This window comes from Opitutia bacterium KCR 482, from assembly GCA_029269845.2.
Taxonomy (GTDB): Bacteria; Verrucomicrobiota; Verrucomicrobiia; order Opitutales; family Intestinicryptomonadaceae; genus Merdousia.
In genome coordinates this window covers 641,122-662,600 of record CP149973.1, presented here as the reverse complement: position 1 = coordinate 662,600, position 21,479 = coordinate 641,122, and the positions used below count along the sequence as shown (strand labels likewise).

15 protein-coding genes are annotated in these 21,479 nt (G+C 53.6%); 8 read left to right on the top strand and 7 right to left on the bottom strand.

What is annotated here, in order from left to right; genetic code table 11:
- Positions 1-16: 16 nt before the first annotated feature.
- Positions 17-847 (bottom strand): succinate dehydrogenase cytochrome b subunit, encoded by an 831-nt coding sequence (locus P3B99_002715; protein ID WYJ08038.1) that lies wholly within the window; start codon positions 845-847, stop codon positions 17-19.
- Between the two features lie 338 nt (positions 848-1,185).
- Between P3B99_002715 and P3B99_002710 the strand changes: the two genes are divergently transcribed.
- Positions 1,186-2,640, top strand: coding sequence for an alpha-amylase family glycosyl hydrolase (locus P3B99_002710; protein ID WYJ08037.1), 1,455 nt, complete (start codon positions 1,186-1,188; stop codon positions 2,638-2,640).
- A gap of 132 nt (positions 2,641-2,772) precedes the next feature.
- On the opposite strand, the gene P3B99_002705 is transcribed toward P3B99_002710, so the two are convergent.
- Positions 2,773-6,375 carry a glycosyl hydrolase gene (locus tag P3B99_002705; GenBank protein ID WYJ08036.1) on the bottom strand — a complete coding sequence of 1,201 codons (3,603 nt, stop codon included), beginning with the start codon at positions 6,373-6,375 and terminating at the stop codon, positions 2,773-2,775.
- A 401-nt stretch (positions 6,376-6,776) separates the two neighbouring features.
- Here P3B99_002705 and fabG point away from each other — a divergent pair, with 401 nt between their 5' ends.
- Together fabG and P3B99_002695 are read left to right on the top strand one after the other, a co-directional pair.
- Positions 6,777-7,523, top strand: a complete 747-nt coding sequence (fabG, locus tag P3B99_002700) for a 3-oxoacyl-[acyl-carrier-protein] reductase (protein ID WYJ08035.1) — start codon at positions 6,777-6,779, stop codon at positions 7,521-7,523.
- A gap of 40 nt (positions 7,524-7,563) precedes the next feature.
- Positions 7,564-8,964 (top strand): Gfo/Idh/MocA family oxidoreductase, encoded by a 1,401-nt coding sequence (locus P3B99_002695; GenBank protein ID WYJ08034.1) that lies wholly within the window; start codon positions 7,564-7,566, stop codon positions 8,962-8,964.
- A gap of 316 nt (positions 8,965-9,280) precedes the next feature.
- Here P3B99_002695 and P3B99_002690 read toward each other — a convergent pair whose 3' ends face one another.
- The 5 genes from P3B99_002690 to P3B99_002670 form a co-directional block, all read right to left on the bottom strand.
- Positions 9,281-9,826 (bottom strand): hypothetical protein, encoded by a 546-nt coding sequence (locus P3B99_002690; protein WYJ08033.1) that lies wholly within the window; start codon positions 9,824-9,826, stop codon positions 9,281-9,283.
- Positions 9,827-10,059: 233 nt separating this feature from the next.
- Positions 10,060-11,346 (bottom strand): (Fe-S)-binding protein, encoded by a 1,287-nt coding sequence (locus P3B99_002685; GenBank protein ID WYJ08032.1) that lies wholly within the window; start codon positions 11,344-11,346, stop codon positions 10,060-10,062.
- Position 11,347: 1 nt separating this feature from the next.
- Entirely contained in the window at positions 11,348-12,724 is a 1,377-nt protein-coding gene (locus P3B99_002680; GenBank protein ID WYJ08031.1) for an FAD-linked oxidase C-terminal domain-containing protein, read from the bottom strand.
- A gap of 45 nt (positions 12,725-12,769) precedes the next feature.
- Positions 12,770-13,174, bottom strand: a complete 405-nt coding sequence (locus P3B99_002675) for a hypothetical protein (GenBank protein WYJ08030.1) — start codon at positions 13,172-13,174, stop codon at positions 12,770-12,772.
- Between the two features lies 1 nt (position 13,175).
- Positions 13,176-13,490, bottom strand: coding sequence for a hypothetical protein (locus tag P3B99_002670; GenBank protein WYJ08029.1), 315 nt, complete (start codon positions 13,488-13,490; stop codon positions 13,176-13,178).
- Positions 13,491-13,677: 187 nt separating this feature from the next.
- Here P3B99_002670 and P3B99_002665 point away from each other — a divergent pair, with 187 nt between their 5' ends.
- The 5 genes from P3B99_002665 to P3B99_002645 all read left to right on the top strand — a co-directional run bounded on the left by P3B99_002665 (position 13,678) and on the right by P3B99_002645 (position 21,479).
- Positions 13,678-14,094 carry a hypothetical protein gene (locus tag P3B99_002665; protein ID WYJ08028.1) on the top strand — a complete coding sequence of 139 codons (417 nt, stop codon included), beginning with the start codon at positions 13,678-13,680 and terminating at the stop codon, positions 14,092-14,094.
- A gap of 238 nt (positions 14,095-14,332) precedes the next feature.
- On the top strand, positions 14,333-15,337 hold the full coding sequence (locus P3B99_002660) for a hypothetical protein (GenBank protein ID WYJ08027.1): 1,005 nt from the start codon (positions 14,333-14,335) through the stop codon (positions 15,335-15,337).
- A gap of 143 nt (positions 15,338-15,480) precedes the next feature.
- Positions 15,481-17,793 carry a hypothetical protein gene (locus P3B99_002655; GenBank protein WYJ08026.1) on the top strand — a complete coding sequence of 771 codons (2,313 nt, stop codon included), beginning with the start codon at positions 15,481-15,483 and terminating at the stop codon, positions 17,791-17,793.
- Between the two features lie 195 nt (positions 17,794-17,988).
- On the top strand, positions 17,989-19,686 hold the full coding sequence (locus tag P3B99_002650; GenBank protein ID WYJ08025.1) for a hypothetical protein: 1,698 nt from the start codon (positions 17,989-17,991) through the stop codon (positions 19,684-19,686).
- A 5-nt stretch (positions 19,687-19,691) separates the two neighbouring features.
- The gene (locus P3B99_002645) at positions 19,692-21,479 is read left to right on the top strand and encodes a DUF5696 domain-containing protein (GenBank protein ID WYJ08024.1); all 1,788 of its coding nucleotides are present in this window, start codon (positions 19,692-19,694) and stop codon (positions 21,477-21,479) included.

Sequence of the window (21,479 nt, the reverse complement as noted above, 5' to 3'; positions counted from 1 at the left end):
TAGTTCCCTTCGTTTATTATTTCTTGGCGCAGGGTTTGCAGCCTTCTTTGAGGAAGTCGTAGTTGATGAAGATTTCGCCCTTCGTGTCTTTGAGCTGGCCGAACTGTTTTTCGACCTGCTTTACGGGCAGAATCTGGCAGTCGGAATACTTCGATACGAGAACCGCGAGGGGGTTAATCGAGAAGCCGAGAGCGATAACCGCGCAGTAGAGAACCGCGATTGCGTTGAGGCGGTAGCGCCATTTTTCGTTGCGGAAGCCGATGCTCTGGAACATGCTGCTTACGCCGTGCGAAAGGTGGAAGCCGATTACGACCATCGCGAAAATGTACGCAATCGAAACCCACGGATTGGAGAATCCGAGAATGAGCATTGCGTAGACGTCGTGTATAACCTTGCCTTCGTACATGCCGGAAGTCGCCTTCCATTCGAGCAGCTTGAACGAGGGGTCGAGGTTGAGCACCGTGTAGTGCATGATGTGGATAACCGCGAAAAGCGCGATAATCGTACCAGAGAAAATCATGGTTCTCGCGGCGAGGGTGGAGGCGAGGCTCTTCTTAACCGAGTAGCGTTGCGGACGCGACTTCGAGTTTTCGAGGACGAGCAAATACGCCGTCAACAGGTGCAGTACGAAGCACACGCCCAAACAGAGCCTGAAACCCCAGAGGATTTCCCACGGCAGCGTTTGGAGGAAGTTCGCGTACGCGTTGATTGCGTGCGGACCCCCTTCGAGCGTCTGCAAGTTTCCGAGCATGTGTATCAGCAGGAAGGACGCCAATACGAAGCCCGTCACCGCCATCGCAAATTTTTTCATAAGCGACGACATCATTGATTTCTTTATGTTTCCCATGATTTTCTTTTTCAGGTTACGATTGCTAAAAAATGGAAGCCTTTACTAAGGCAAAATTGCCCCTTCCTTTCAACAAAATTTTCCGTTTTTTTTGAAACCGCGCCGATTTTCCGCCGCCGTTTCGGGGCGTCGGAACGCGCCGCGTCGCCGCGCTCCGAAAGTTGCGCCGCTTTTGCAAGTGTTTGGACGTCGCGGCTCTTCCGATTCGAAGCGGCGGAGGAAGGCGGTTTTTGCGAAATTGGTAAACTGTTTACCGATTTCGCGCGGATTTTGGATTGTGTTGCCTTGCCTTTGCATTTTTACTTTATTACCTTTCAACACACAACCAACTTGAATATATGATGAAAAAAACAGCAATTCTCGTGTCGGCGGTGCTGGCATTCGCGGCGTCGGCGTTCGCGTCGGCGAAAGTCGCAAAACCCGTCTCCGAAGACTTCAAACGCTCGGTGATTTACCAAATCCTCCTGCCCTCGTTCACGCAGGAGGGCACGCTCAACAAGGCGGCGGAAATGCTGCCCTATGTGAAGTCGCTCGGCGTCGATATCGTCTACCTCTGCCCGCTCACCGAGCACGACGACGATATGGATAAAACCTTTTGGAGCGAACGCCAAAAGGCGGCCAAAACCGAAAATCCGAAAAATCCCTACCGCATGAAGGATTTTTACAAAATCGACCCCTCGTACGGCACCGCCGACGACGCCCGCAACTTCGTCAAAAAAGCGCACGAACTCGGGCTGAAAGTGCTCTTCGACGTCGTGTACTACCACTGCGGGCCGAAAGCCGTCTTCCTGAAAGACCACCCCGACTTCATCATGCGCAAGCCCGACGGCTCTCCCGATACGGGCGAATGGGCTTTCCCGCGCCTGAATTTCAAAAATCCCGAACTCCGCGAATACCTCACCAAGAATATGGAATTTCTCCTGCGCGAGTTCGACATCGACGGCTTCCGCACCGACGTCGGCGAAATGGTGCCCTCCGATTTCTGGGACAACGCCGCCGTCCGCCTGCGCAAAATCAAGCCCGAACTTCTCATGATTGAGGAAAGCGAACGCCACTCCGCGACGGAAAAAACATACGACGCCACCTACGAAGTACTCTGGCAGCGCAAGACAATCGAAGTCTTCCACGACAAAAAGCCCGCAAAAATTTTGCGCGAACGCTGGGAGTCTTTCGATAAAGACCAGCCCAAAAACGCGAGGGTGCTCCGCGCAATGGAAAACCACGACTTCGCCAACGGGCCATTCCGCAAACGCTGCGAAATCCGCTTCGGCTACCGCGGCATGGACGCCGTCATGGTCATGAACTTCACCCTCGACGGCATTCCGTTTATTTACAGCGGCAACGAATTCGCCGACGACGCCCCCATGACGATTTTCTCCGACCGCACACACGGCAGATACTTCACCGAATGGGCGAATATGAATACCGAACAGGGGAAACGCAGAACCGCACTCGTGAAAAAACTTATCGAACTGCGCAAAGACCCCGTGTTCTTCGACGGTAAGACGCGCTGGATAGACAACGATAAACCCGACGCAGTGCTTTCATTTGCCCGCGAAACGAAAGACGGCGCAGCACTGGTTGTAATCAACGCGGCAGATAAATGCGTTTCGACGATGGTCGACGCGGACTTCGGCGGCTCGTCGGAACTGCTTTCGTACGGCGCAAAATGCGAATCGGATAATGGAAAGACGAAACTGGAGCTCCAGCCGAAAGGCTACATAGTGCTGAGGAAAAGCGCGGAAAATAGAAAGCCGAAAGTGCTGCGCCGCAACCGCGCCCCGATAATGTAGTCCTACCGACGGACAAAACAATCCCCAGCCCGCCGCACCCGACGCTGTTTCGAGTATGCAAATGTCGCTCCGTTCGGCGCGGCGGGGATTGCGGTTGTCCGCATAAATTTGTTCGCCGCGTTTTGGAGTTGTCTATTTTTCCATCGGTGCGGCTTCAACGAAGTCGGCTGCTCGGATTTCCACTTTGCCCAGCAAGCCCGATTCGAGCGGTTCTTCGCCGGCGTTCCAGAAGCCTTTTGTGAATGTGTAGGCTATTCTGTCGGTATCGTTTTTGCGCTTTTCGACAATCCATTTCGGAAGCCGTTCGTCGGGCGATTTCGCAAGCCGCGCGTCGCCGATAAGCCTGTTCGGCCAACGGTTCGCCACTTCTATCGAAAGCGTGTTGTCGCCTTTTTTTGCAAGCTCTGTTATGTCGCATTCGAACGGCGCGCGCCAGAGCGTTGCGGCGGTTTTGCCGTTAATCCGCACGCGGGCGACGTCGGCGACTTTCCCGAGCGACAAAATTATGCGCCGACCCTTTTTGAACATTTCGCCGCCGAGCTCGAATTTTTTCGAATACGTTGCGATGCCCGAAAAATAGCGGATTCCGTCGTCGGAATTTTCAGTCCAAGATTCGAGTTTTTCGAAATGCGCCGTTGCGGGCGCGCCGCGGTTTTTCTGGAATGCGACATCCCAATTTTCCGAAATATCGGCATTCTTCGGAAGCGATTGCACCGAAAGCGAAACTTCCCCTCCGTCCGACAGGAACAGTTCCGCCGTGCCCGCAGCTTCGAACACCGCGCCGAGTTTCCCGTCGGAAACTGCGGGATAAATCGGGCTTCGCACCGCTTCGGGAACGGGCGGGACGAATGTGCCGCCCTCGCGAACAACCTTTTCGAACACCTTTCCGCCGAACTTATACTTTACATAAAGTTCCTTGACGTGCCCCGGGGCGAGCGCGCATTTAAACGTTCGGCTCAGCACTTTTACGTCGGAGTCGCCTTTTACAAAATCCTTCACATCGAGTTTTTCGGGCGAATCGCTCGATCGGTAGACGGCTTCGAGAATTTCGACCGCGTCCGTTTTTTTCGCGCCGTTTACAGACGGAGCAAACGCGGCAATCCGCCTGTTTTCGCCGTTTTTGAAGACGACGAATTTCGATTCGTAGGGGTTGAGCGAAAGGGGAAGGGAGACAATGCCGTTTTCGCATTTCCACTGCGGCGCGGGCGAAACGCCGCCGTCCACCGCGTCGAAAATATACGGCGATTTTCCTTCGCCCGCGTTGAACGAAACCTCGCCTGCAATGCGCGATTGCGTCATATTTGCCACAAAGCGTATGTCGGTGTCGCCGTCGATTCTGCCGATTGTGCGGATTCCGCGCGGCGTTTTAAATTCGGGCGCGATTCGCGCAAGCGACAACGCATCGGGAACGGAGCGCATTGCGTACAATGTATCTTTGCCGATTTTGCGGACTTTTTCGCCGCCGCCCCACAGGCGTTTTACGGTTTCCGCAAATTCTTCGGGGTTGTCCGAAAGCGTGGGCGATTCAATCGGCGGGGTGCCGACAACGTTCGCGCCCGCTTCGAGCAGCTTTTCAACGGCTTTGAGCGTGCGCAGGGAAAGCCGCCTGTCGGCGCCGAGCGCGAGCATTTTGTAGCGCGTGCCGTCCGCAGACGCAAAGATTTCGCCGTCTTCGAATTTCAGCGAATCGGCGATGTCGTCCGCCGAACAATAGTCGTAGTCGTAGCCCGCATTCGTGATTTCGTCGCGCACGGCATACCACGCGCCGTTCGGCTGCGATTCGCCCGAAAGCCACAAAACCGTCGCCCGATAGCGTCCGCGCTGAAGCAATGCCTGCGAGCGGTTGACGTACGAAACCCACGCGTCGGCGAGCTTCCACCAAGTGGTAAGGCGCGTCATGTTGGAGCCTGCGTACATCGACATTCCGGGGCCCTCTATCATGAACGGCTGGTGCGCGTATGTGTGGAAGATTATCGACGAAATGCCGTAAATCCACGCGCGGTCGCCGTACTCTTTGAGCTGCGCGGGAGTGTGCAGCCAGCGTCCGCAGGCCGCCGTCGTCGTGAACGACTCCGACCCCGCCTTTTTTTTGCCGAACAGGTGCGCGCTAGAGCCAGTCATGCGCGCGGGCGGATTGCCGCGCCCAATCCAAAACTCGCCCGTGGGAATGTCGATATTCCTCGCGCAGCGGAGCGAATCGAACAGACCGCCGTAGGGTTCGGCAATCGAAAGAAGCCCGTCCTTTTTGCAAAGCTCGGCGAAGTAGTCGTAGTAGTTTTCGGCGAACAGGTCGGAAACCGTGCGCTGCAAATCGTAGAGGAATTTTGCGGTCTGCCCGTCGGTCTCGACAACAAACCCGAGCATTGCGGGCAGCCACGGCTTGATGTCGTAGCCGCGCCGTTTTTCGAACTGCTCGGCGAAGTCGTCCGTCCAGTTCTGCCCGCCGACCTCGTAGCTGTCGATTGTGGCGTAGCGCATCGAGCCGCCGAAATCGGCTTCGAGCTTTTTCATAAAATGCGGCCAGTGCGCGTCGAGCCCGCGCCGCGAGAGCTTGTCGCATTCAAGCCCCTTGAAGGGGGTGGGCGAATTTTTCGCGCCCGTCGAAGTGTAGCCTATTCGCAGGACAATCCAATTGCCGTCGGGCAGATTCACTTTGCCCTCGCCGTTTTGAAAATTTGCGGTGATGTCGAGCACGGAGTCTCTCGAAAGTCCGCGCCTGTTTTCGTCGCCCGCCTTCGGTTCGGCAAACCCGATTCTTTGCGCGAGCGAGTTTTTTAAATCCACATCGGCAATCATTCGCTCCGAAAGCAGTCGCACGTTTTTCAGGTCGATGTCTTTCGGCTTTTCCCATTCGTGGAAGGACTTTGCCGTCGCAAACTCGAATTTGAAAAACTTAGCCCGCGCGCCGTTTTTCGAGAGCGGGACGAATTTGGGCGTGCACTTGTCGTTGTAAATCGACGCGGAGTATTCGCCGACTTTAGAGTAGTTTTTGCCGTCGTCCGAAACCGAAATGTCGACGCTCACATACAGTCCGCGACTGTCGAAAGTAAGCTCGGCAAAGTTTGCGTTGTAGGGATTTTTGAATTCGAAAACAAGCGTGTTTTTCGCGCCCTTTTTCGAAAGCGGCAGGCGGACTGTCTTTGTGTTTTCGCCCACGACGTTCTGCGGATTGTCGAAGTCGGCTGAAACTTTCGGCGCGGGCATTTTCTTGCCGCCGCGCACCGCAAGCACGGCGACATCGCGGTAAAACCCCTCCACCGTGCGCGGCTGCGGAAGTTTGAGAGTCTGTTCGCCGCCCTCCGCGCGCGTTTCGGAGGCGACGAGCATTTTCATCGAATCTTCGGGCTTAATCCACGGGCCGCCCGAGCTTGACCACCCCGGGCAGTTGTGCGCGCCAAGCCGCAAACCGAGCCGCTTTGCCTCGCGACCCGCGTGCCGCATAAGTTCGCGCCAGTTGTCGTCGAGAATCTGTATTTTCGGCATTCCCGTGGCAGTCTGGTTTACGAGCGAAAACACGTGCGCGCCGCCGTAGCCGACTTCCTTCAAGGCTTCTAGGTCGGCTGTAATTCCCTCCTTTGTGATTGCGTTTGTGGTAAAGTGCCACCAAGTCTCGAGCTTTGCGTCCTGCGGCGGATTAAGAAAATCGGCGCGGACACTTTCGAAATCGGCATGGGAAACCGAGACAAACGCGGAAAGCCCCGCAAGCAATATGGTAGAGTAGTAAGGTTTTATCATAAATATACGCTAATCTTGCGCATTCTTCCGCTCAATCATAAAAACGCAAAAACACAGATTTACAGGCTGGAGCTTGTACGCCATTGCGGTGACTTCGCCCCCCCCGAGTGGGAATTTTACTTCGCAAAATAACCGCCCACATTCCCCCATCGAACAAGTTATAACTATTCGGTTTCGAAAAGACTCAAAATAAGTTCGAACACCCAAAGCGATTGGGCGGTGTTCCGCTGCCCAATGCGAACTTATAAGCAAAAGGCGCGACTAAGTCGCGCCGAAGTATCACAAGTAGGAACGAAGTTCCGTAGCCGTGCAGGCTGCAGCCTGCTCAAGGGCTTCGCCTTTGCTGCCCTTGCAAAAAAGGCTTCCATTTCTTTAAAAAACCGTCATTGTTCGGGTTGTATATGGAACTTAATTACTCGGGAAAAGTTGCGCTTGTCAGCGGGGCGGGTCGCGGTATCGGCAGGGCGATTGCCGTGGAGCTTGCAAACGCGGGCTGCACGGTTCTTTGCGTGAGCAAAAATATTTCGTCTTGCGGAAAGGTCGCGGACGAAATCAACGCGTCGGGCGGAAAGGCGGAGGCGTGGGCTTTCGACGTGTCGAAATCGGCGGAAGTCAAGGACGCGTGCTCGCAAATCCTCAAAAAATACAAGGCGGTTGACATAATCGTAAACAACGCGGGAATCACGCGCGACAACCTGCTCATGCTAATGTCGGACGAGCAGTGGGAGGACGTTATCTCGACAAACCTTTCGTCGTGCTTCTACATTGTGCGCAACCTTGTCCGCGCGATGATGGGCACGCGGCGCGGGCGAATCATAAACATTGCGTCGGTCTCTGGACAGGCGGGCAACGCGGGGCAGGCGAACTACGCGGCGGCGAAGGCGGGCATTATCGGCTTTACGAAGTCGCTCGCGCGGGAGCTTGCGGCGCGGAACATCACGGTAAACGCGGTCGCGCCCGGGTTCATCGACACCGACATGACGGCGGTTCTTCCCCCCGCGATTGTGGAGGCGGCGGTGGCGAACATTCCGCTTAAACGGACCGGCAAAGTCGGCGACATCGCAAAAGTCTGCGCGTTTCTGGCGTCGGACGAAGCGGGCTATATCACGGGGCAGACAATCGCGGTAAACGGCGGTCTGTACATGTAAAATTTCATCAACTACACACAAAAAAAGGAAACTGTATATCATGGTAGACAGAAGAAAGTTCATAAAACAGGCGGCGACAGCGGCAACTGCGGCAATGTTCTTCCCGGGGTGCTCGTCTGCGCCGAAAGCGAAGAAAATCAGCGCGAACGAAAAAATCAACGTGGCGTTTGTGGGCGTGGGCAATATCGGCTCGATGGCGCGCAACGGCATGATAAACGAAAACGGCGTGGCGCTCTGCGACGTCGATTTGTCGATGGCTCGCAAGGGTCTGAAACAGTACCCCAAGGCGAAGATTTTTCAGGACTACCGCGAAATGCTCGACAAGCTCGGAAAGGAAATCGACGCGGTTTGCGTCTCGACGCCCGACCACTCGCACTTCAAAATCACGCTCGACTCAATGCAGTGCGGCAAGCACGTCTGCGTTCAGAAACCGCTCACCCACAACGTTTGGCAGTGCCGCGAGCTTGAACGCGCCCGCAAATACTACGGCGTAAAAACGCAGATGATGAACCAGGGGCACGCCACCGAGCAAATCAGAATGCTCAAAGAATGGTACGACAGCGGCGTTACGGGAGACGTCCGCGAAGTCCACGTTATGTGCAGCGGCCCGAAATGGTGGGACGGCGACCCCAAGCGCACTCCGTATTTTGTCCGCCCCAAGAGCCTGCCGATGGCGAAACAGCCCGTTCCGTCGGAGCTGAACTGGGACTTGTGGATTAACCAGGGCAAATATACCGACTACAACCGCATCTACGCTCCCCTCAGCTGGCGCGGCTTCTGGGACTACGGCACGGGCATGCTCGGCGACTGGTTCTGCCACACGGCCGACGCTCCCGTCTGGATTCTCGACCTCAAAGACCCCGTGTCCGTCGAACTCATCGACGCCGACTGCACGTTCGACCGGAAAGTGTTTATCCCGAACGGCTCGACGGTCAAGTGGACGTTCGCCGCAACAGACAAACACCCCGAGCTTGTGATGTACTGGTACGACGGCGCGCGCGAACCCATCACGCGCCCGCACGACTTCGAAAAAGACCGTCCGCTACTGCGATCGGGCATGTACATGATTGGCGACAAGCGCACAATCCACACGGGTTCGCGCCCGAACTTCGACCCGCGCGTGTCCAACGACGCGTTCTTCGCGGAATTCAGAAGAAACCGCCCGCCGAAGACCATTCCCAGAGTCCGCAAGGGCGACCTCTACCTCGAATGGTGCGACGCAATCAGGGGCGAAATCGACGAATGCGGCTCGAACTTCGCGTACGCCTCGCAGCTTACGGAAGTCGCGCTTCTGGGCGCGTTGGCGCAGCGCGTCGGCGGAAAAATCGAATGGGACGCCGAGAACATGCGCGCCAAGAACCGCCCCGAACTCGACCAGTACCTGAAAGAACCCGAACGCGCGGGCTGGGAGTCCAAGTCGTTCGGCGGCATTTTCGGCTAAGTCGAAAAATCGCGAAAGCGGCGGAATTTTTCCCGCCGCTTTTTTTGCACCATTGAAAACCGACGCGCCGCCGATTCGCCGCGGCTCGCAACCCGAACATTCGCGCCGTTCGCGGCTCGGATTCTCTCATTCGTTGCGCCGGATATTTTTGCCTCGCGCACATCGACGCGCGGCGCGGGAAGTCGGCGCAAAGCCGAATTTGCGGGAGGCGTTGTTTTTGCTCTCGGGGCGCGATTGCAATCGCCGCCGTCGGCGGATTCGGGGTTTCCGCGCGGAACGGCGTTTGCGCAGTCGGCGAATTGTTCGAAGTGCGCCGCTAAATTTTTACGCCGAGGTTGCCCGCCGCGCGGCTGCGTATAATCAGCATTCTGCCTTTCAGCTCCACGCTTGCGCCGCTCCCCAACTTTGCGGATTTTCCGCCGACTTCAAGCAGGGCGTCCTGCGAGAGGTAGATTATGTTTTCCCTGTAAAGCCGCGCGTTCGAGGCTCTGAGCGTCATGACGTTCCGCTTTCCGTAGATTGTGAGCGCAAGCCCGTTTATTTCGAAGTCGAGCGGCCTTTGGTATTCGGTTTTTTCAAGCTCGGCTTGGGTCAGATTTTTTGCGAACACCGTAAGTTCGAGGTTTTTTATAACGACCTTTTGCGGCACGGAAACCTTGAACGCACTTTTGCCGAAAACAAGCGAGAGCTTCTCGAATTTTATTCCGAAAATCTCCGCGCCCGACGCGTTGCGGCAGACGGTATCGACGTTTTCGAAATTTTCGGGCGAGAGCAGGGCGGAGTAGTCGAAGCCCGCCGCCGACAGCGCGGGCGCGAGCATTGCGGCGGCTGAAGCGAGGAGGATTTTTGCGAAATTTTTCATTTTTTTTGCCGAAGCTATTGACGGGTTTGTTATAAATATATCTATGTTCGCTTGTATATTTTGCAGTTTTGCGTCGCTGTTTGTGGCGGCGGCGTGTGCGTTGACTTTGTTTGCGGCAAGAATTGCCAAACGCTTCGGCAAACGCAAGAAATAACTTTGCGCTAAAAAACAAAAACGCGGCGGGGCTTTCCCGCCCGACCGCGCTTGGGGAAATTTCGCAAAGCCCGCCCGAATCAGTCGTCGAGAGTGTCGGCGAAAATTTCCGCGACGTGCTTTACCTTGATGTCGTCGTTGTTTAGCGCAAGCATGTTCGAAAGCTGCATCATGCACGCGGGGCAGCCGCACGCAACGGTTTTCGCGCCGCTCGCGGCAATGTTGTCGCGCTTGCGCTGCCCGATTTTCCGCGAAAGCCCGTAGTGGGTCAGCGTGAAGCTTCCGCCGCAACCGCAGCACCTGTCGGCTTCCCTCATTTCGGTAAATTCGTAGTTTGCGTTCGCCCTCAGGAGCTTTCTGGGCTGTTCGGAAATTCCGAGCGATTTTTTCAGGTGGCACGAATCGTGGTAGGTCAGCCTTTCTTTGGGCGAGCCTTTCGGCGTCAAATCGACTTTCAGCACGTCGGTTAGGAACGCGTTGATGTCGATTGCCTTTTTGCCGATTTTCTCCGCCTTTTCGGCGTACGCGCCGCCGGCGTATTTCGCCCAGAGTTCGCCGATTGTTTCGGTGCACGAGGAGCACGCGGTTACAACGTAGTCGAACTCGCATTTTTCGAAAATGTCGATGTCGTGTTCGAGCATTTTTTTGAAGCTCGGAACGTCGCCCGACGCCAGCGCGGGGATTCCGCAACAGGCGAGGTTTTGCGGTATGCGCACGCCCACCCCGAAGTGCCTGAAAATTTTCAGGCAAGCCTCGCTCACGTTCGTGTAGACTTTGTCGCCCATGCAGCCGGGGAAAAACAGAACTTTCAGCCCCGACTTCCCCGCGGGAATGTCCAAGTTCGGGTATTTTTCGGAAATCGACGTTTTGGGCATTATAGGTATGCGCCTGTCGCCGATTGCGGGCTTCATGAGCGGAGCGCACGCCGTGTGCGGGGCGTTCTTCTGGTCGCGCAAAAACAGCGGGTGGAACGGCCGCCCGACCTTCACCAAAAACGCGAACAGCTTCGGGTTGCAAAGCATTACGCGAAAGGCGATTTTCTTAATCGGGTTAAGCCCCATGTACTGCGCGGCGATTTCGCGGGCGCGCATGAAAATGTCGAGAATCGACACTCCCGACGGGCACGCGCTTTGGCACGAGCCGCAGAGCAGGCAGCGGTCGAGGCGTTCGCGCACCGCCTTGGGGTCTTCTATAAGCCCCGTCGCGAGGTTCGAAAGCAGCGCGAGCTTCCCGCGCGTTACGTCGGACTCCCTTTTGGTTTCGGCGAACACGGGGCAGACCGACTGGCATGTCCCGCAGCGCATGCACTTGACGAGCTTGTCGTCGAGCGACGACAATTCGTCCGCAAGTTGTTTCAGGTTGTCCATCTTATATAGCCGTCATTTTCGACGGGTTGAAAAGTCTTTTGGGGTCTATCGCGCGGCGCATTGCGCGAGAGAATTCGATTGTCGCCGGCGACGTCTCCTTTTCGAGCCACTTCGCCTTCGCCGTCCCGATTCCGTGCTCGCCCGAAAGCGTGCCGCCCATTTCGATTGTGCGGTTGAAGAGTTCGTCGATTGCGCGTTCCACCCGCGCGAATTCCTGCTTGTCGCGCCTGTCGCAGAGAATCGACGGGTGCAGGTTGCCGTCGCCCGCGTGCCCGAATGTGCCTACAAGCAGGTCGTACTTCTTGGCGATGTCGTTGATTGTGGCAATCATCGCGGGGATTTTCGAGCGCGGAACGGTTGCGTCTTCCAGAACGATTGTCGGGCGTTTCCGCGCGAGCGCGGGTAGCGCCTTGCGGCGGGCCTCCCAAATTTCGTTTTTCTCGGCGGCGTCGCGCGCCACCGAAATGGACGTCGCGCCGTTTTTCTTCAATCTGTCCTCGACCGTGAGCGCGTCGTCTTCGACCTGCGCGGGGTGGCCGTCAACCTCGATTAGCAGAATCGCCTCGGCGTCGCGCGGAAGCCCGATTTTCACGTCGTCCTCGACCAAATTGATTGTCGCCTTGTCCATGAATTCGAGCGTGCAGGGCAGAATGTGCGCGGCGATGATGTCGGCGACCGCGTCGGCGGCTTTCTGGACGTCGTCGAAAACCGCCATCATTGCCTTCGAAGCCTTCGGCGGAGGCACGAGTTTTAGAATCGCCCGCGAAATCACACCCAGAGTGCCCTCGGAGGCAACCATCAGCCCCGCGAGGTTGAAGCCCGTAACGCATTTGACCGTGCGCGAACCCGTCTTGACAAGCCCGCCTTTGCTGTCGAAAAATTCAAGCCCCATGACGTAGTCTTTCGTGACCCCGTATTTCAGCCCGCGCAAACCGCCCGCGTTTTCGGCGATGTTCCCGCCGATTGTCGAGACCGCCTGTGAGCCGGGATCCGGCGGATAAAAGAGGTTCTTCGCCGCGACTGCCGACGCGAACTGCGCCGTTATTACCCCCGGTTCGACGATTGCGTAGAGGTCGGCAGTGTTGATTTCGACAATGCGGTTGAGCTTTTGCGTGAGGATTACCACCGAGTCTGTTTTGTCGGGCACAGTGCCGCCCGAAAGGTTCGTGCCCGAACCGCGGACTGTCATGGGAAGCCCGTGCTTGTAGCAGAGGGCGACGACTTCGCCGAGCTGATCGGTAGTTTCGGGGCTTACGACGAGCGCGGGCGTGGTCGGGTCGAGCACGGCGGAGTCGTAGGCGTAGGTTTGTCTGTCGGCGAGTTCGGTAAAGACGTTTTCCGAGCCGACTATTTTTTCAAAATCTTTTGTCGGTAGCATTTTGTAGATTATTCCTTTTCGACAATAGACGCGCCCCGCGCCCCGTCAACAATAATCGGCAAGCCGCGCATTTCGATGTGCCCCGTACCGCATTTGTCTTGCGCCCGCGTGCCTTACGCCTTTGGGGTCGGTGTAGTCGGGGCTTGCTGAAATTTCGGCGGAGTCCGAATCGAGGTATTTTAGCTTGATGCTTTTGAGCAGCGAACCCGTATCTTTCAAATTGGACGGCACGCTAAACAAGCCCCTGCCGCGCTTGTAGACCTTTTTGTCCGCCCACGGTTCGGGGCGGTTCGCGGGGTCGTCGAAGTTCCGCTTGGCGTCTTCGACAAGCAGGTGGGCTAGCCTGCGCAAAAGCTTACGCCTGCCCTCCGGCGAAAGGCTATCCATAAGCTTGCGGACTTCGGGCGAAACGTCGTCGAGAACCTGCGTTTTGATTATGCTTTCGGCCATATTAGTAGATTTTGTGCTCGTAGTCCCAATCGATTTCGGGAAGCGGTTTGTTTTCCATCAAAGCCTTTTTGATGTCGGCGACGGGAATATCGTCCAACGAAAACGGTTGGCAGGGGACGGGACATTCCTTTTTGAAGTAGGATTCATAGTAGTTCATCCATTCATCCGGAGAAGCTTCCAATTTGATACCGCGTTCGAGTATGCGTTCGAGCATTTTTACGCGGTTCTTTTTCCCGTACAAGTCGAGTTTATTGGGAATGCACGGTTCGCCGAAACGTTGTTTGTATTTTTCAAGTAGTATATCGAGTTTTTTCATCGTTAAAATCCTCTCATTTCTCATCATTCAAAATCATTTTCGCGATATCTTCGCAATGTCAAAATCAGATATAAACGCGAATCGGCAAAGCAAAGTTTTGTAGTAGCTTACGAACATTGCAACTTGCCGATTCTCCACACGGCAAGACTGCTCGCCAACAAACAACTCGCATACGAAAGGAACTAAGATGAACGAAAAACTTTTTCACGCTCACAAAGACACACACAACCCGAACAACCCGTATCCCGACTTTGTCAAGCAAGCCTCCAAGTACACGAAAGTGCCGATTGAACTTTTGACGCGCAAAAGGTATTGCGGAAAGTCCGCCGACGGCAAAGGCGACAACCACCATATCTTGGACAAATCGCTTTTTCCGAAGAAGGGCACGCCTACTATCTGCGTCTCAAAAGAAAAGCATTTTGAACTTCAATGCCTGCTCGCCCAAGCCACAACCCTACAAGGCTATATGGACTACGAACAAGCCGTGAAAGCCGAATGCCCCGAAATCCAAGACACCATCGCCCAAATCTACTGGCAACGCATAGAATCCCTCCACACCCCGTGGCGGATTAGAGTAGTAGAATGGGCGAAGGAAATACTGTAGAGACGTGTGCCATAGTATTACCAATACTGTTGTCAACATATATTTTTAACTTTTTGTTTTTCATTGCGTTCCAAGACAAACCCAATTCTGCCCACAACTCCTCATTATTGGTGTGCTTTATATTGCGCTATATTCCAAATACATACAACCCACAGATGGGCATAGTATTGGTAATACTGTATAAAAAATACCCTATATAAAACCAATAAGCTAAAATCCAAAAAACTAAGGAGTATATATGAGAAGAATAATATTAATGAATGTGTGGGCTTGTGCAATCGCGGGTACTGCGTTTGCGCAGGACTTCTATTTTACGGAGGCCGACAACGGCAAGGGCGGGTTGACCATTTCGGCAACCGACGGCGTAAGTTCCGGCAATCTTGCAAACATCAGCACAAAAACCGTGGCGAATGCGGTTCTCGACAATATCGAGCTTAACTTCGATATAACCGACAGCGGCACATATACCATGACAGGCGCGGCCAAGTTCGGATCTAACGGGAATTACAGTTTGAATGCGAACGGAACGTCCACCATAAATTTTCTCGACGGTTCCACTGCAAGTTTGAACGCCAATCAGGGCATAATTGCGGGTTCCTATGAAAGCAAATTCATTTTGAACGTTCAAAGCGAATATGCGGGCACTATATCCGCAAACGCCCTTGTTGCCCAGAACCGCGGTACATTGATTCTCAACCTCGAAAAGAAAAACGCCTTTCAGCGTGCCGACGGTAGTTCTTCGCCCGTTCGTTTGTTTTTGTATGCGAGGAGCGCACTTCAACTGAATATGAGCGCCGACCAGACTTTCTGTTTCGACTTCCGTTCGGGAAATTCCTACAATGCGAACAAGCACATTCAGTTCGGCATCACAAACGGCGCAAGATTGTTCGTAACGGAAACTGGCGGCGCTTTTGCCGAATGGGCGAACGACTTGGAAATTGTCCTCAACGGAGGTCTCGACGGAGGAATCTATTTCCTCGAATCCATCGTGACATCCGACGGCTTTAAGGACGGTACGATTACGGTAAATCAGGCCGGAAACGACCAAAAACTGACGATTGTCGATACCGACCGCAACAAGCTCGGAAACGATAGCGGTCTTTTCTTTGGCAAGGCAACGCTTGCGGACGGCAACACATACTACTATGTTTCGAGCACGCAGGTGATTCCCGAACCCGCAACATGGGCGGCAATCTTCGGCGCATTTGCGTTGGCGTTGGTTGTATACCGCAGACGCAGATAGTTGAATTCTTTCGACGGTTTTTGCGCGGGCAGCGGGTGCTCTCCGCGTCAAAACTGCCTTTCTGTGGGGCTAATCTTCCGACTTTATGTTAGGTGTTTCCCCTTTCTGCCAATTCACAACATTATATACTGAATCTAAATATTATGGGATTAAATTTCGGAAAAATTTTGATTGCCGCCTTGTGTCTGCCCCTTTCGGCAACGGCGGATTCTTTTGTTCACACAATTTCGGGCAAAGGAGACTCTCAGCCCGACGGATATGCGCCTCCCTACATCGGGAACGGCTCTGTTTCGACTTCCATCGACAATATCGGCAAGCAAATCCAGAAAAGTTATCACGGCGTATGGACAGATGTTGCTTGGGCGGGACGTCGCTACGGTCCTGCGGTGAAGAGTTGCACGCTCATGCCGTTCGGACACTACGACGACGAGATTTTCGTAGACGGCAAGGCGTCGGGAAAACCCGTAAAATGGTCGCAGACGCTCAACACGCGCGAGGCGTACATTGAAAATACGGTCGAATTCGAAAACGCGACAGTCAAAACAATGGCATTTGTCCCGTACGGACTAGACATGCTTGTTGTGAAGAAATCCGTTGAGCCTAAGGGCAATGCGAAGTCGGTAAAAATCAGGTTTAAATACACTTTGGAGGATTCCGACACAAAGAAGCTTCCCGAACGCATGCTCGCCGCTCCGCGCGTCGATTCTAAATATCCCAACACTGCTTCGCTCGACTACACCGCCTATGCCTATAAGGTCTACCAAGGCTCGGTTTCGGTGATTTCGAGCGCGGACGCAAAAATTTCGGTCGACGGAATGTCGGCGACTTTTGATTCCGATTTCGATACTTCGAAAGGAAAAGCGGAATCAGTCTATTTTGTGTGCCTTGCCGACAATTTCCAATACATTTTCGGCACGGACGTCGCAAAGGAAAAGGGCTTCGAAGGCGCGTTTGCGCAGGCGTACTACAATTCGGTAAATCCGAAACTCAACAAAGACCAACGAGCTGAATCAATCAAAAATCTTGTAATGAAGGAGGGCTTCGACGGAATTTTCGCCTTCCACAAAAAACAGTGGGCTAACTATTGGGTCGGCGCAAACATCGAAATCCCCGACAAGCCCATGCAGGACGCCTACATTACCGCGTTGTACCACATACACTCAATGTACACGCGTTGGTCAATTCCCGTGGGGCTGTACGCGCATTATGCGGGTTGGTCGGGACGCTTTTTCGCGTTCGACGAAATGAATCCTTCGTACGGTGCGGCTTCGGCGGGCAAATTCGGAATTTCAATGCGCACGGGCAAATTCCGCAAAGACGTTTTGAACATCGCAAAAGCCCGCGTACGCCATTACTTCGATATGAGCGACAAAAAATACGGCGCGCGCTATCCGTGGGAAACCCTCGAAGACGGCAGGGAGGGCGCACCGAATCCCGCGGGTTTCTGGATTGACCACGTTTTCCATATGTCGCACGTCGCGTCCGGGCTTTGGGGCAACTATCTGTACTCGGGCGATAGGGAATTTCTCGAAAAGAACGCCTATCCCGTAATGCGCGAATGCGCCGCGTTCTTCTATTCGCACATGTTGCAGGAAAACGGCGACAAGCTCGTCGTCGGGAAATGTACGGACTTGGAACGCCTCGGCCCCGCATGTCCCAATCCGTTTTTTACTTCCTGCGGCATAATTTACAATTTTGAATGCGCCGCGAAAGCCGCAGACATTCTCGGAGTCGACGCCGACTACGCAAAGAAATTGCGCGACGCCGCCAAGAAGCTACGCGAATCGCTCCCCCAAACCGACGAAATGTACGTTCCGTTTGCGGGTTGCAAGGAAAAGAGCATTGCGGTCGTCAGCGGATTATTCCCGTATCCCGTCTTCGACAAAACCGACAAAAAGGCGGTTTCGGCGGCATACGATTTCATTAAAAATCTGAGCACCGCAGGCAACATGTATCCGATGGGCAATTCGATATGCTCGTGGTATGCGGGTTGGCTGTCCTCGGCTCTCGCTGTCATAGAGGACAATGTTGGCCCAGAGCAATTGATGTCCACAAACGCGGCGGGTACGGGATATTTCGGCGAAACGTGGGAAATCAACGAGCCGAAAGTGCGCACATGTCCGTGGTTTTCCACGTCGGCGGGGTCTTATGTGCTCGCCCTAAACCAGATGCTTGTAATGCCGCGCGAAAACGGCGACATAAACATAGCAACAGGCGCGCCGAAAAAATGGAAAGACTATTCGTTCTCGCTTCCCGCATACGGCGGCGGATGGGTCGATGCGGAAATCCGCGGCGGCAAACTCGCGAAGCTTGCGTTCAAAAAGGGCAAGAACGACACGGTAAAGCGTAGGCTGCTTGTCCCAGAATACCTCATGCCGGAGGACAAGGTATCGGCAGATTGGAAAAAATCCGACGGCAAATTCGTCATAGAAGTCGGAAACTCTTTTGAGTTATAAGTGGTGGGTACGTCGGCAATGCAACTTCGTGTTGCATTGCCGACTCCGTATTCAAAACATCGTTAATATCATTTTATAGGAATACACTTGGATATTTTTTCAAGAAATTCCGGCGTTTGCATGCACTCGCCACAAACGGCTCGAAGTACGCTTCGGTATTCGAAATCAGAGTATACTAAAATATATGGAACTACGATGAACAGAAGAAAATTTATAAAAAATACGTTTGCCGCATTGGGCGCGTTGTCCGTATCGGAATCAATCGTTTCGTGCGCATTGTTTGACGGCGGACATTTCCGAAAATTCAAACTGCCAGATTCCGTCGAAATCGAAACGGAAACGGGAAGGCATTCGCCTGTTTATTGCAAAGACAGCGGTTCGTATAAATGCGGGGAAATCGAATTATTTGTTGCGGTGTCGGATAAAAAAACGGAATTTTCGCTAAAAAGCCCGAGGGAAAACCCCAAGTTTGTTTTTATAACGTGGAATGTCTCCAATTCCGCCGCCTCCAAATATCTTAACGACCATTGGGAACGCGGATACGGCGACCTGCATTGGGGCGGTCTCGGTGAAAAACGCGTTTTCCCGTGGTATTTTGCCGAATATGACGGAACGGTTTGCAACTGCGTCGGCGTTATGACGCAATGCAACTCTTTCTGCTCTTGGATTGTTTCGCCCGACAGGCTTGTGTTGAAGGCGGACGTCCGCAACGGTTCGAACGGCGTAAGACTTGGCGGAAGGGTGCTTGAAATGGCGTCTGTCGTCGCGCGAAATGGGAAAGTGTCGGAATCTCCGTTTGATGCAATCCATAATTTCTGCAAAGAAATGTGCCCGAACCCGAGACTGCCAAAACAGCCTGTCTACGGAATCAACGATTGGTATTTTGCATACGGCAAAAATTCCGAAAAGCTGATTCTCGAATTGACCGATTTGGTCGGCGATTTGATTCCACGCAACGACAATAAACCGTTTTGTCTAATAGACGGTGGTTGGAACAAAATTTCGTCGAAACACCCCCGATCCCGCGGCGGTTGGAGCGACGATTTCAGAAAGTCGAACGAATTATTCCCCGACATGAAAAGTCTCGCCGACGAAATCAAAAGGCGCGGAATGCGCCCCGGTTTGTGGATGCGTCCTCTGTGTGCGCCCGACAACGCTTCGGAGGAAATTCTTCTCTCTCCAAATGCACACGCAAACAACCCGCAAAATTACAGATACCTCGACCCGACAATCCGGCGCAACAGGGACTATATAAAGGAGTGTTTTGCGGCATACTCCGCATGGGGCATCGAAATGATCAAACACGACTATTCCTCGTACGACATTTTCGGGAAATGGGGTTTTGAAATGTTTGCCTCCGCCGACATGACGCGCGGAGATTGGTCGTTTTACGACAAAACAAAAACCAACGCCGAGGTTGTTCTCGATTTATACAGGCTGATACGTCGCGAATGCGGCGACATGTACGTCATAGGTTGCAATACGTTTTCGCATCTTTCGGCGGGCTTGTTCGAATTGCAGCGTACGGGAGACGATACCAGCGGTTTGGAATGGGCGCGTACCCTTAAAATGGGCGTAAACACGCTCGCGTTCCGCGCTCCCCAGCACAACGCGTTTTATTCGTGCGACGCCGACTGCGTCGGGTTGCGGGTGGACATCAAATGGGAATTGAACAGGCAGTGGATGGAATTGCTTGCCGAAAGCGGCACGCCTCTATTTATTTCTCCCCAGCCGAAAGCGGTAGGTGCGGAACAGCGCGAATGTATTAAAAAATGTTTCGAGCTGGCATCGAAAACTCTGCCGACCGGTCGGGCACTCGATTGGTTCGAGACGCTCACGCCGCAAAAATGGAAGCTCAACGGAAAAATACGAACATTCAACTGGAAAGCGTAGTATCCATGAAATTTTTTCTATTCATAAGCGCATTCGCACTGGTATCCGTTGCGTTCGGCGGCGAAACCGCGGAAATAACGACGACGTTCTTCGACGATACGACGGAGTCGAAGGAAATATTGCTCGACTTCGACGAAAACGGGAAAGCGACCCTCGAAATCGCAAAGTCGGCAATCGGGAAAAATGTCAAATACATTGACATAATTCCCTCCTTTTCGCAGGCAAAAGTCGGCGATGACGGCTTCTTTATTTCCTCTTTCGGCGAACTTACGAAATTCATCCCCAGAAAGGGAAAAACAACGGGCATTTCGCACGATGTAAATCTCATGCCCATTCACGGCTCGAAGACACCGTCGGGAGCATTTCTCACCCACATAAGGGGAATGCGGTTCGCGTATTTGTATAAAGTCGAAAAAATCGGCGACAGCTACATGAACTATGTACGTTTCGACTTCGACAAAAATCCGCCCTACGAAGACGTTAAGATTGACTTCGTGAAGTTCCCCGAAACCGCGGGGTATGTCGAAATGGCAAAGTATTACAGGTCGTTGAGAATCAATAAAGACGGGCTTAAACCCATAGCCGAAAAAATGAAAAAACGCCCCGAACTTGCATATGCCGTCGAAGCTCCCGAAATTCGCATTTTGCTCGGTATAAAACGGTCGCGACCGAGAATCGAGGAGCAAATTCCCGAAAACGAACCGCCCGTGGTTGTCTACAATTCTCTGGATGATGTAGCTCTGATATTGGACGAGCTGAAAAACGCGGGCGTGAAAAAGGCCGAAATCTGTCTTGTCGGCTGGAACAAGGGCGGGCACGACGGACGTTATCCGCAGATACTTCCCATTGAAGAGAAAATCGGGGGAGAGGCAAAACTTCGCGAATTAATAAAAAAGGGGCAGTCCATGGGCTATCAAATGACATGCCACGCAAATGCTACGGACGGTTATTCCATTGCCGACTGCTGGAATTCGGAATTTGTCGCAAAGGACAGGATCGGCAATTTCAAGTGGCACACGATTGGCCACGGCGGAAGAATGTACGACCTCTGTCTGAAACGGTGGTACAAGCTTTTCTCGGAGGAACATTTCAAGGCGATTTCCGATATCGGATTTCGCGGCTTGCATTACATCGACGTGGTTTCGTCAATTTATCCGTATCAGTGCTTCGACAAACGCCACCCCATGACGCCCTCGGCCGGCGCAAAGTACGCAAGAAAAATATTCGGAGATTCGAACAAATACTTCGGCGGTTCGTATTCGGAGGGCGGCATTGACTATGCGTTCGAAACGCTCGATGCCTGTCTTTGGGTTTATGTCGAACATTGGTTTGCATGGAGTAGCGGCTTGGTTGACGAAAGAATTCCGTTCTGGCAAATAGTCTACAATGGAATTGTTTTAAGCACGCCGTGGAATCGATGCTCCTTCCCCGGATACCCCGGAGGAAAATGGGAGACGGAACTCGGGTTCTTCGAATTCGGCGGACGCCCGCGTTGCGAATACGCTCCGAGGCTTAGCCAGACGCCCCCCGAAAAACGTTTGGAGAGCGCGAAGGCGTTTGCAAAAAGCATAAAGCGGATTTGCGACAAGTTCGATAAAATCGCGCAGTTGCAGCTTGAATTTTTGGATGACCGCCGCGAACTCGCGCCGAAAGTAGTGTACACAAAGCGTTCGGGCGGAACGGAAATCGTATGCAATTATTCCGAGAAACCCTATTCCTACAAGGGCAGGGAAGTCAAGCCGCGCGAATATTTGATATTCAGACCCGACGGAACAATTACGGATATGAGATAA